This is a genomic window from Arthrobacter sp. 05N33_2 (genome assembly GCF_056397425.1).
This window is the reverse complement of the sequence record NZ_JBFTNJ010000002.1, coordinates 87649-99666: the sequence shown is the minus strand read 5'-3', so window position 1 is coordinate 99666 and position 12018 is coordinate 87649. Positions and strand designations below refer to the sequence as shown.

10 protein-coding genes and 1 pseudogene are annotated in these 12018 nt (G+C 68.7%); 8 read left to right on the top strand and 3 right to left on the bottom strand.

Features of this window, described 5'->3' with window-relative positions; all coding sequences use genetic code 11:
• Positions 1–206: 206 nt before the first annotated feature.
• Both AC1DHX_RS03355 and AC1DHX_RS03350 read right to left on the bottom strand, forming a co-directional pair.
• Positions 207–1391, bottom strand: a complete 1185-nt coding sequence (locus AC1DHX_RS03355) for an MFS transporter (protein WP_476899855.1) — start codon at positions 1389–1391, stop codon at positions 207–209.
• 137 nt (positions 1392–1528) lie between these two features.
• The gene (locus AC1DHX_RS03350; RefSeq protein WP_476860059.1) at positions 1529–2740 is read right to left on the bottom strand and encodes an ROK family transcriptional regulator; all 1212 of its coding nucleotides are present in this window, start codon (positions 2738–2740) and stop codon (positions 1529–1531) included.
• Positions 2741–2994: 254 nt separating this feature from the next.
• Here AC1DHX_RS03350 and AC1DHX_RS03345 point away from each other — a divergent pair, with 254 nt between their 5' ends.
• The 8 genes and pseudogenes from AC1DHX_RS03345 to AC1DHX_RS03310 all read left to right on the top strand — a co-directional run bounded on the left by AC1DHX_RS03345 (position 2995) and on the right by AC1DHX_RS03310 (position 11388).
• On the top strand, positions 2995–3750 hold the full coding sequence (locus AC1DHX_RS03345; RefSeq protein WP_476860058.1) for a sugar phosphate isomerase/epimerase family protein: 756 nt from the start codon (positions 2995–2997) through the stop codon (positions 3748–3750).
• Positions 3747–4889, top strand: coding sequence for a Gfo/Idh/MocA family protein (locus AC1DHX_RS03340; protein WP_476860057.1), 1143 nt, complete (start codon positions 3747–3749; stop codon positions 4887–4889). Before AC1DHX_RS03345 ends, AC1DHX_RS03340 begins: the two co-directional genes overlap by 4 nt.
• Positions 4890–4898: 9 nt before the next feature.
• Positions 4899–5914: pseudogene (locus tag AC1DHX_RS03335) on the top strand (Gfo/Idh/MocA family protein).
• A 1-nt stretch (position 5915) separates the two neighbouring features.
• Positions 5916–6911 (top strand): sugar phosphate isomerase/epimerase family protein, encoded by a 996-nt coding sequence (locus AC1DHX_RS03330; protein WP_476860056.1) that lies wholly within the window; start codon positions 5916–5918, stop codon positions 6909–6911.
• 470 nt (positions 6912–7381) lie between these two features.
• Positions 7382–8485 carry a baeRF11 domain-containing protein gene (locus AC1DHX_RS03325; RefSeq protein WP_476850530.1) on the top strand — a complete coding sequence of 368 codons (1104 nt, stop codon included), beginning with the start codon at positions 7382–7384 and terminating at the stop codon, positions 8483–8485.
• 67 nt (positions 8486–8552) lie between these two features.
• Positions 8553–9089, top strand: coding sequence for an N-acetyltransferase family protein (locus AC1DHX_RS03320; protein ID WP_476860055.1), 537 nt, complete (start codon positions 8553–8555; stop codon positions 9087–9089).
• A gap of 111 nt (positions 9090–9200) precedes the next feature.
• The gene (locus tag AC1DHX_RS03315) at positions 9201–9935 is read left to right on the top strand and encodes a DsbA family oxidoreductase (protein WP_476860054.1); all 735 of its coding nucleotides are present in this window, start codon (positions 9201–9203) and stop codon (positions 9933–9935) included.
• A 130-nt stretch (positions 9936–10065) separates the two neighbouring features.
• Complete coding sequence (locus tag AC1DHX_RS03310; RefSeq protein WP_476860053.1) at positions 10066–11388, top strand: nicotinate phosphoribosyltransferase; 1323 nt, start codon at positions 10066–10068, stop codon at positions 11386–11388.
• 51 nt (positions 11389–11439) lie between these two features.
• On the opposite strand, the gene AC1DHX_RS03305 is transcribed toward AC1DHX_RS03310, so the two are convergent.
• Positions 11440–11982, bottom strand: a complete 543-nt coding sequence (locus AC1DHX_RS03305) for an ArsR/SmtB family transcription factor (RefSeq protein WP_476860052.1) — start codon at positions 11980–11982, stop codon at positions 11440–11442.
• Between the last annotated feature and the right edge of the window lie 36 nt (positions 11983–12018).

Sequence of the window (12018 nt, the reverse complement as noted above, 5' to 3'; positions counted from 1 at the left end):
GGGCAACCGGGTCCGCACAGATTTCCGTTGGCTGGGCTGCCAGGCCCTTCGCAACAGGCACCCCGAAATCCGGGTGGCAGTCCAGCAACGGAAAATCCCCCCGTGCTCGACAACGGCGTCGAGACGACAGGTAAGGCCCATGTTCCCCGCGAACATGGGCCTTACCTGTCGTCTCGATTGACATCACCCCGGCGCGCGACAGCGAATCAGTGGGGCTTCGGCACCCGCCGCAGTGACAGCGAGGTGCCCAGGATGAACGCGGCCACCGAGCCCAGGATCATCAGCAGCGGTCCGGTCCAGGCGCCGGTGGTCCCGTGGACGTAGCCCAGCAGGGTCGGCGCCACTGCCCCGAAGGAGTATCCCGTCCCCTGGACGACGGCGGACATCCGGGCCGCCGAGGTCTGGTCCCSCGCCAGCCGGATAATGGCCAGGAAGATCAGCGTGATGCCGCCGCCCTGGGCCACACCGCCGAAGGAACACCACAGCCACCACAGCTCCGGTGCGAGCAGCAGGCCCACGGGTACGGTGAGCCACAGCAGCCCCAGGGCGAGGCCCACCGCCGTCGTACTGGCGAACCGGGCCGCCAGCGGCACGCCCAGTCCGCCCACGATGGCCAGGATCTGGAAGAGCGAGGACCCTGCCCCGGCGGCTGCTGGCGCCATGCCGAGTTCGTCCGAGAGCAGGCTCGGCAGCCAGGCGGTCACTCCGTAGTAGGAGAACGCCTGCCCGGCGAACCCGAAGGTCAGCGCTGCCGTGGTCCACCGGGAGGTGAGCTTGCCGGGCCGCCGCGGGTCCGCCGCGGCGACGGCGGCAGGAGTGAAGGCCCGCCGGCCAACCGCGATCACCCACACGGCGGCGGCCGCCACCGCGAACAGGCCACTGGCGGCAATCGCGGGCCGCCAGCCCAGGAGTTCAGCCAGCGGCGCCGACACCATGGAGGTCAGGAACGAGCCGATGTTCAGTGCCGCGGTGTAGGTGCCCATTGCCGCGCCTTGCCGGGCGGGGGTGAAGTCACGGCGGATGATCAGCGGGACCACGATGTTGCCGATCGTAATGGCGACGCCGAGGATCACCGTGCCCAGCATGACCAGGGCACCCCCGCCGGCCGAGCGGACCACGACGCCGAAGAGCACCCCGAGCAGGGTCAGGGTGATGGCGAATTCTGGCCCCAACTTGCGCCCGGCCAGCGAGGCCAGGGGCGCGGCCAGGGCAAAGCACAGGACCGGGATGCCGGTCAGGAATCCCAATTCCACCGGGGTGAACCCGAGATCGTCCTCCAGTTGGGCGATCACCGGCGCCACCGCCACCAACGGGCCGCGCATGTTCAGCGCGATCAGCCCGATCGCGAGCATGAGGAGCCAGCCGCGCGGCGCCCGGGCCACGCTGCTCATGGGACGGCCCGTAGCCCGGCGGCCGGGCAGAAATATGATTTCATCAGTCCCATTGCTATCACGGGCCCCGGCCGCGCCTTCGGAATGTGACGCTTTCCGGGACACCCCTGCCGGGCGCGCCGCTTTCCGGGACACCCCTAGCCCGTGGCCTGCAGGGTCGCCTCAATGACCGCGGGTGAGAGCACATGCTGCGTGACCATCTGGCTGGCGCCGAGGATCGCGGCCTGGTCACCGGCCCGGGACACGCCGATCCGCAGGTGCGCCGTGGCCAGCGGCAGCGAGCGCCGGTAGACCACCTCGCGGACGCCGGCCATCAGATGCTCCCCGGCCTGGCCGAGGCTTCCGCCGATCACAATCACCGAGGGGTTCAGCAGGTTAACGACCATGGAGAGGACGTCGCCGAGGTCCCTGCCGGCCTGCCGCAGCGCCTGGATGGCCTGCAGGTTCCCTTCGGCGACCAGGCGCAACACATCGCCGCCGTCGTGCGCCGGCGGGCCCTGCCGCGTCAGCGCCTTGGCGACGGCGGGCCCGGACGCAAGGGCTTCGAGGCACCCGTAGTTGCCGCAACGGCACAGCACGTCATCGCCACGCGGAACCCGGACGTGTCCGAGGTCGCCGGCCGTCCCGTTGGCTCCGCGCTGGAGCTGGCCGCTGCTGATGATGCCCGCCCCGATGCCGGTGGCCACCTTGATGAACAGGAAGTTTTCGTCGTCAGGCCAGTGCGCCGTGCGCTCCCCCAGCGCCATGATGTTCACGTCGTTGTCCACCAGGACCGGCACCGGAAGGGACCGCTGGACGTGGCGGACGACGTCGAACCCGTCCCAGCCGGGCATGATTGGCGGCTTCACCGGCATGCCTGTGGCGTGTTCCACGGGCCCCGGGAGCCCGATGCCTGCGCCGGCCAGGTCCCCAATTCCCCGGCCGGCCCCGCCGAGCAGCTGCAGCCCTTCCTCGATCACCCGGTCCAAGACAACCACCGGGCCGTCGGCGACATCCTGCGCCAGCTGGCGCTCCGCGAGCACCGTCCCGCCGAGGTCCGTGACGGCGATGATCACGTGGGTGGCCCCGACATCCACCGCCAGGACGACGCGGGCCGCCGGGTTGAAGGCAAAGCGCGACGGCGGGCGGCCGCCGCTGGAGCTCGCCTCCCCGGCGGGGCCGACGAGCCCGGAGACCATCAGCGCGTCGATGCGGGAAGCGACAGTGGACCGGGCGAGCCCGGTGGTCAGGGCCAGCTCCGCGCGGGTCCGGGCCTTGCCGTCGCGCAGGAGCTGGAAGAGGTCTCCGGCGCGGGACAGGCTGCCGCCGGCCTCGGGGGTTGCGGGCTCGGTGCCGGTGGGCGTACTCATGAGTAAGTGATAGCACGAAGATCTTCTGCATGTCACGCTTCACAAAGATTGACACGTAGTTTCCAACTTTTGCTTGACGCCCGGCAAAAGTCTCCCTAGTTTAGAGCCATCGTGTTCTCCGCTCCAGACAAATCATCTCGCTGCCCATGGGCGTGCAGTCCTTCTTCGCGCAGAATCAAACGGAATGGACGCCCCTTCCCGCCGTCAGGGCTGACCCTCACACCTTCGAAGCCGAACTCGTGCAAAGGAATCCCGTGTCTTATTCAATCCAGCTGTACACCCTCCGCAACGCCCTCCAAGAAGACTTGCCCGGCACCATCAAAAAGGTCGCCGAACTCGGTTTCACCCAGGTTGAGCCCTACAACTTCGTCGCCACGGCCGCCGAGCTCGGCGCTGCCCTGAAGGAGAACGGCCTGACCGCCCCGTCCGGCCACGCCCCGCTGCTGAGCCAGGACCAAGACGAAATCTTCGCCGCGGCCAAGGAGTTGGGCATCACCACGGTGATCGACCCCTACCTCCCGGCCGAGCACTGGCAGTCCGCCGAGGACATCCAGGCCACCGCAGCGAAGCTCAACGCCGCCGCCAAGAAGGGCGCCGGGTACGGCATCCGCATCGGCTACCACAACCACGCCTGGGAGCTGGAGTCCAGCATCGAGGGCCAGACCGCCCTGGAGTACTTCGAGGGACTCCTGGACCCGGAACTCGTCCTGGAAGTGGACACCTACTGGGCCGCCGTCGGCGGCCAGGACCCGGTGCAGCTGCTGCAGCGCCTCGGCGACAGGGTCAGATTCATCCACATCAAGGACGGCCCCGTCTCCACGGACACCAAGGCGCAGCAGCCGGCCGGGCAGGGCAAGATCGCCGTGCGGGACGTCATCGCCGCGGCGCAGTCCCTCGAAGTCGGCGTCGTGGAATTCGACGACTACTCCGGCGACATCTTCGACGGCATCGCCCAGAGCCTGGGCTACCTGCAAAGCGGTTCCGCCGGCGCGCAGGGCGTGAACGCATGAGCGCCGCACCGAACCGTGTAGCAACGAACCGTGCCGCCGGCCGCGGCCCCGTGGGCGTCGCCGTCATCGGCGCCGGCAACATCAGCAAGCAGTACCTGGACAACCTGACCGTCTTCCCCGACCTTAAGGTCCAGGTGATCGCCGACCTCTTCGAGGAGGCGGCCGGGGCGCGGGCCAAGGAATACGGCATCCCGGAGTGGGGCGGGGTGGACGCCGCCCTGAACCACCCCGACGTCGAAATCATCGTCAACCTGACCATCCCGGCCGCGCACGTGGAAGTGGCCACGGCCGCCGTCGATGCCGGCAAACACGTCTGGACGGAAAAGCCGTTCTCGCTGGACCGCGATTCCGGCCTGGGCCTGCTGAAAACGGCCGACGCCGCGGGGCTGCGGCTGGGCTGCGCCCCGGATACGTTCCTGGGCGCCGGGCTGCAGACTGCCCGGCGGCTGATCGAACGTGGCGACATCGGCACCCCGCTGACGGCCATGACCACGTTCCAGACGCCCGGGCCGGAATCGTGGCACCCCAACCCCGCGTTCCTCTTCCAGCACGGCGCCGGGCCGCTGTTCGACATGGGCCCGTACTACCTCACGGCCCTGGTGCAGACGTTCGGCTCCGTGCGCCGCGTGGCCGCGACCGGTTCCAAGGCAAAGGAGGTCCGGGTCATCGGTTCCGGCCCCAAGGCCGGCGAGGAATTCACGGTCGAGGTCCCCACCCACGTCTCCGCCATGGCCCAGTTCGAGTCCGGCGCGTCCTCCCACAGCGTGTTCAGCTTCGAGTCCCCGCGGCTGCGGATGGGCTTCGTGGAGATCACCGGGACCGAGGCCACCATCTCGCTGCCCGATCCAAACTACTTCGACGGCGACATCAAGCTCTGGCGCGCCGGCGACGAGGAATGGACCGTTATTCCGGCCACCGGCCCCAGCCAGGGCCGCGGCATGGGCGTGCTGGACATGGCACGCTCCATCCGCGCCGGCGTTCCGCACCGCGCCACCGGCAACCTCGCCTACCACGTCCTGGACACCATGGTCTCGATCTCCGAGTCGGTCGATTCGGGCACGTTCATCGATGTGGAAAGCTCCGCGCCCACCTCCGCAGCCCTCCCCGAGGACTGGGACCCCACCGCTTCCACACTCTAGGGACCAGCAATGAATTCCCACGAAACCACCCCCGGCCCCGCCGCCGGTTCACGTTTGGGTGTGGCCATGATCGGGTACGCGTTCATGGGCAAGGCCCACTCGAACGCCTGGCGGAATGTTGCCAGCTACTTCGACGTCCCGGCGTTCGAACGGCGCGTCCTGGTCGAAAACCACTGGCCAACACCCTCGCCGAGGCCATGACCGCGGCAGCGCAGGCAGCCCGGGAGGAAGGCGTGCAGTCCATGATCGGCTTCAACTACCGCCGGGTCCCGGCCCTGGCGCTGGCCCGGGAGCTGATCGCGGGGGGCCGGCTCGGCGCCGTCCGGCAYGTCCGCGCCGCSTACCTGCAGGACTGGCTCGTGGACCCGGAYKCSCCCATGACSTGGCGGCTGAACAAGGAMACCGCCGGGTCCGGGGCGCTGGGCGATATTGCCAGCCACGCGATCGACCAGGTGCTGTTCCTCCTGGACGAGCCGGTCACCGAGGTCTCCGGCCGGCTGCACACTTTCACGCCGCGGCGACCGGGCGCTGCCGGGCTGGAGGAGGTGACGGTCGACGACGCCGCCTGGGCCACGCTGACCCTCGCCTCCGGGGCCATCGCCTCGGTGGAGGTCTCCCGGGTGGCCGCCGGGCGGAAGAACTCGCTCACGCTGGAGATCTATGGCGACAAGGGAGCCCTGCTCTTCGATCTGGAGGACCTGAACGAGCTCGGCTTCCTGGACGCCACACTGCCGGTCGGCGAACAGGGCTTCCGCCGGATCCTCGTCAACGAACCCGAGCACCCGTACCTTGAAGCATGGTGGCCGCAGGGCCACGTGATCGGCTGGGAACACACGTTCACGCACGAGATCCGCGACTTCCTCACCGCGGTGGGCAACGGAACCCAGCCGTCGCCGTCGTTCGAGGACGGCCTGAGCGTCCAGCGGATCCTCGCCGCCGTGGAGGAAAGCGCCGCGGCCAAAAGTTCACTCATCCAGCTCACCCCGTCCGCACGGACCACCCAAACGATTACCGAAGGAACCTGACATGCCCCGCCCGTACACCCTGTTCACCGGCCAGTGGGCCGATCTGCCCTTTGAGGAAGTCGCCCGCCTGGCCTCCGGCTGGGGCTACGACGGCCTGGAAATCGCCGTCTCCGGCGACCACCTGGACGCCTGGCGCTGGGACGAACCCGGCTACGTCGAGTCCAAGCTGGCCGTGCTGGAGAAGTACAACCTCAAGGTCTGGGCCATCTCCAACCACCTCAAGGGCCAGGCGGTGTGCGATGACCCGATCGACTTCCGGCACGAGGCGATCGTCGGGGCCAGGGTCTGGGGCGACGGCGAGCCCGAAGGCGTCCGCCAACGCGCGGCCGAGGAAATGAAACACACCGCCCGGCTCGCCAAGGCCCTCGGCGTCGACACCGTGGTCGGGTTCACCGGATCCTCGATCTGGCAGTACGTCGCGATGTTCCCGCCCGTGCCGGAGAAGGTCATCGAGGCCGGCTACCAGGACTTCGCCGACCGCTGGAACCCCATCCTGGACGTCTTCGACGAAAACGGTGTCCGCTTCGCGCACGAGGTCCACCCCTCCGAGATCGCCTACGACTACTGGACCACCGTCCGCACCCTCGAGGCCATCGGGCACCGGGAGGCCTTCGGCCTGAACTGGGACCCGTCGCACTTCATGTGGCAGGGCATCGACCCCGTCTCCTTCATCTGGGACTTCAAGGACAGGATCTACCACGTGGACTGCAAGGACACGAAGCTGCGCCCCACCGGCCGGAACACCGTGCTGGGCTCGCACCTGCCCTGGGGCGACCCGCGCCGTGGCTGGGACTTCGTCTCCGCCGGCCGCGGCGACGTGCCCTGGGAATCGTCCTTCCGCGCCCTGGCCGCGATCGGCTACGAAGGCCCCATCTCGATCGAATGGGAGGACGCGGGCATGGACCGGCTCCACGGCGCCCCCGAAGCCCTCGCCGCGCTGAAGAAGTTCGACTTCCCGGCCTCGAACACCTCCTTCGACGCCGCGTTCAAGCAGTAGCGGGGCGCCGCAGGGTGCGGATCCGCTACGTTTCCGGACAGACGCGGCGAAACCGGTCCGGCGCACCGCGGATCCGCGCTGCGCCGGACCGATTTCGTGGCCCTGGTCCGATTCCGTAGCGAAACTCATCCGTCCACAGCTGTCATCGTCGGGAGCTTCGAGTGCCGGAACTCCCGGAAAACACCATCGCACCGCGGGAACTTCAGCCCGGCCAGCGCTGCGAGGTCTGGATCGCGTCCGTCACCGGTGAGCGCGAGCTGGCGTTCCCCACCGTGGATGTGCTCCTTGAGGCGCCGAACACCTCCCGAGTGCAAGTTCCGCCGACTGTTGACATGGGACTCCGAGCGGTCCGATGCTGAGCTGATCCGGTATTGCTTCCCCCTCGGTGCGGCTTTGCGCATCGAGCAGGTGCAGGAACATTCCCCCTCCTCGTGCGACCCAGCCGAGAGATAGCAAAAAGGAGCACCCCCATGCACATCGACATGCCGACCCGGGACGACGTGGAACGGCTGGCCGCCGCGCGCGATCCACACAGCGTCACCGTGTATCTTTCGACGAGCAGCGTCCCTGCCCATTCGGAGGACAATCAGTCCAGAGCCCGGTCCTTGTTCAGTTCCGCCGTCGCACAGCTCCGCGAAGCGGGAAGCAACGACGCGGTCGTCGCGATAGAAACGTTTCTCGACGAGCTGCTGGGATCCCCGGAATTCTGGTTTGAGATGGGGCGGAGCCTGGCCATCTTCGTGACGCCGACTTCGATTCTCGAGTTCCGTTTGCCCAACGATCTCGAAGACCACGTAAGCGTGGCCGATCGTTTCGCCATCACACCGCTGCTCCGTGCCCTCACCTTCCCCAACGCGGCGCTCGTGCTCGCCATCTCCCAGAACGGGGCACGGCTCATCGAGGTCACGGCGGACCGACCGGCCGAAGAGGTCACGGTACCGGGCATGCCACAGGGTGCAGCCAGTGCCGTCGGGCTCGAATCGATCGGCGGYCGCTCCCACTTCGGGCGGCTGCATGGCGACGAGGGACGAAAGGTACGGCTAGCCCAGTACGCCCGTTCCGTCGACCACGTACTTCGTCCATTGTTGAACGGGCAGTCCCTGCCGCTGGTGATCGCTGCGACGGAGCCGCTCGCGAGCATCTACCGCAACCTCGCAGGATACGCCCACCTCGCGTCCGAGGGCATCGAGGGGAACCCCGATGAACTGACCCCGGCCCAATTGGCGGAAGCGGCGCGTGGCGTACTTGACCGGATCTATGCGGCCGATCTTGTTGCCCTGCAAACGACGTTTGAAGAGCGTCGCCCCAGCGGCCGCGGCACCGCCGACCTCAGCGACTTGGCGCGGGCCGCCGCCTTCGGCGCCATTGCGACGCTTGCTGTGGACATGGATGCCAGTGTCAAAGGTGCTGTCGGAGACGACGGCGCGCTCACCCTTGACGGTGACACCGGACAGGACGTGGTCGAGGAAATCGCCCGCCGGGCCCTCGGCTCGGGCGCCCGGGTCTTCGCCGTGCGCCGATCCGACATGCCGGAAAATGTGGAGGCCGTCGGGATCCTCCGCTACGCCATCTGATATGTAGCCCCCCAACCACGCCAGTTCTTATTGATGCCCGGGCCCCGCCGCGGGCTAGGGTTTAGCCATGACGCACCGGATCCGGACAGCAACCGCGGACGACGCCGGGAAGCTGGCCGCACTCGCGGCCGTCACCTTCCCGCTCGCGTGCCCGCCGGAGTCCCGGCCGGAGGACATCGCGGCCCACCTCGCCAATACCCTGAGCGAGGCCAATTTCCGGGCCTATCTGGCAGATCCGGGGGTCACGGTGCTGGTGATCGACGCCGACGGCGACCTCCGCGGTTACAGCCTGCTGGTGGCCGGCCCTACCCGGGATCCGGACGTAGCCGCGGTCCTGAGCGAATTGCCGTGCACCGAGCTCAGCAAGTGCTACGTCCATCCCGAGCACCACGGACTCGGCGCCTCGGCCGAACTGATGCACGCCAGCATCGGCGCGGCCGCGGCGGCCGGCGCCCGCGGGCTCTGGCTCGGCGTCAACAGCCAGAATGCCCGGGCCATCCGGTTCTACGAAAAGTCCGGCTTCCGCAAGGTCGGCACCAAGTCCTTCCAGCTCGGCAACACCGTGGAGCACGACTTCGTGATGGAGCGCCCAGTCGCGCCGTGAGGCCGCGGGCGCCGGCCGGCCCTCAGCCGGGAGGACCCTTAGCCGTGGGGCCGTGACGCAGCCGACAGGCCGCCGGGGAATGGACCCGGCGACGGCGCGGTTGTTGCGGGCATGAAGATTGAGATCTGGTCCGACGTCGCCTGCCCCTGGTGCTACATCGGCAAACGCCGTTTCGAAACCGCCCTCGCGGCCTTCCCGCACCGCGATTCCGTGGAGGTGCAGTGGCGCAGCTACCAGCTGGACCCCACGCTCCCGGAGCACTACGACGGCACCGAACTGGACTACCTGAGCACGCGCAAGGGCATGGCGCCGGCGCAGGTATCGCAGATGTTCGAGCACGTCGCGGCCCAGGCCAAGGGCGAGGGGCTGAACTACCGGTTCGACGCCGTCGTGGTCGCCAACAGCTTCACGGCCCACCGGCTGATCCACCTCGCCGCCGCCCACGGCCGGCAGGACGTCGCGAAGGAACGCCTGCTCAGCGACCACTTCGAGCATGGCAAGGACATCGGCAGCCAGGACTACCTGACCGCCCTGGGCCTGGACCTCGGACTCGACGCGGGCGAACTGGCGGAACTGTTCAGCACCGAGGCCTACGCCGACGCCGTCCGCAACGACATCGCCGAGGCCCGCGCCCTGGGCATCAGCGGCGTCCCGTTCTTCGTGATCGACCGGAAGTTCGGACTCTCCGGTGCCCAACCCGCCGAAACCTTCACCGCCGCCCTCGAGCAGGCGTGGCAGGACAGCCACCCGCTGGTCATGGTGGGCGCCGGCGCGGAGGCTGCGGACGCCACCACCGATTCCCCCGCGGAATTCGGCGCCTGCGGCCCGGACGGCTGCCCCGTCTGAGCCCGGCATCGTCGAAGTCGCCGGAAACTCCCGGATTCGCCGGAAGTTTCCGGCGACTCGGGGCGTTTCCGGCGAAGTCGCGGCACGGGCGGCATCCTGCGGCTTCGGGCGGCCCGGCCTAGAGTGGATCATGGACACTTCGGCCGGACCGGACGGACCCCGGACCTCCCTGTTTACCGACCACTATGAGCTGACCATGTTCCAGGCGGCCCTCCACTCCGGGGCCGCGCACCGCCGGTCCATCTTCCAGGCCTTCGCCCGGGGACTGCCGGCCGGGCGCCGGTACGGGATCGTGGCCGGCACCGGCCGGCTCCTCGAGGGAATCGCGAACTTCCGCTTCAACGAGGACGACGTCGCCTTCCTGGCCGCCACCGGCGTGGTCCATGAGGACACCCTGGAGCACCTGGCCGCCTTCCGGTTCTCCGGCGACATCTGGGGCTATCCGGAAGGTGAAGCCTACTTCCCGCACTCCCCCGTCCTGATCGTCGAATCGACGTTCGCCGAGGCCTGCGTCCTGGAGACCTACGTCCTGTCGGTGCTGAACCATGACAGCGCCATCGCCTCGGCCGCATCCCGGATGACCAGCGCCGCCGGCGGCAGGCCCTGCATTGAGATGGGCTCCCGCCGCACCCACGAGGAAGCGGCCGCCGCGGCGGCCCGCGCGGCTGTCATCGCGGGCTTTTCCGGCACCTCCAACCTGGCCGCCGGGCGGCGTTACGGCCTGCGGACCATCGGCACCGCGGCCCACTCCTTCACCCTGCTCCACGACTCCGAGCGCGACGCTTTCGCGGCGCAGCTTGCCTCGCTCGGGTCCGGCACCACGCTGCTCGTGGACACGTACGACGTCGAACTGGCGGTCCGTACCGCCGTCGACCTCGCCGGAGACAAACTTGGGGCCATCCGGCTGGACTCCGGAGACCTCGTGGCCCAGGCACGGTGGGTCCGGGAACTCCTGGACAGCCTCGGCAACGTGCACACCAGGATCGTGGTGACCTCGGACCTGGACGAATTCGCCGTCGCCGCGCTCCGCTCCGCCCCGGCCGATTCCTATGGCATCGGCACGTCCCTGGTGACCGGATCCGGGGCGCCAACGGCCGGGATGGTCTACAAGCTGGTGAGCCGGGCCGGTGACTCCGGTGAGCTGGCTGCCGTGGCGAAGACCTCGAAGGACAAGATCAACATGGGCGGGCGCAAGTTCGCCGTGCGCCGCCTCGACGACCGCGGCACCGCCACCCACGAGGTCCTCGGCGTGGACCACCCGCCGGCCGCCGGAAGAAACGGACGCCCCCTCCTGCAGCAGTTCATGAAAGACGGCGAAATCCTGCCCGGCTGGACCGGCCCGGACGGGGTGGGGCGGGCGCGGGACCGGCACACGGCCTCCATGGCGGAGCTGCCCCGGGTGGTGGACAGGCTGCAGCCCGGCGAGCCGGCCATCCCCACCATCTACGAATAGAGCCCGCCAAGGCGGCGCAAGACCCAAATCCCGTTCCGGGAGGACGGCGACCTAGTCTGACGTCCGGTGCAGGACAAAGATGCCGCCGTAGGCGGGCTGGTCCAAGCGCTGCCGGTCACTGTCGGTGTATTCGCTCAGCACAGCGTGGATGCGCGTGGTGAGGTCCTCAGCATCTTCCTCGGAGAGGTGCAGAACGAAGCGTGAGAGGCTGGCGAGCGCGTCCGGTCCTGCTTCCGTCAGCTCTTCCCGGAACGCCTCGAGCGGGGCCAGCGGACCGGCGGGACCGGCTTCACTCAGTGCGGTGTCCAGCTTCCAGGACCGCCCCGTGGAACGATACGGCTTCTCCAGCGCGCCACTCTCGCCCGTGCGGACCCCGGCGGGTTCAAGGAACCCCGTTGAGAGCAACTGCCGCACGTGATAAAGCACCGTTCCCGGGTCCTGGCCCAGCCGGTCGGCGAGTTGTTTGTTGGTCAGTTCGTGCAGCCCGCACAGGCGCAGGATCCTCAGGCGCAGCGGATGGGCCAACGCCTTAATTTCCCGGGCGCTCGCGACTGGTCTTTTTTGGTCCGCGCTCGACTGCTCTGCGTCCGTCATGTCCCAATCCTACAATCCGATGTACTGGATTCAATC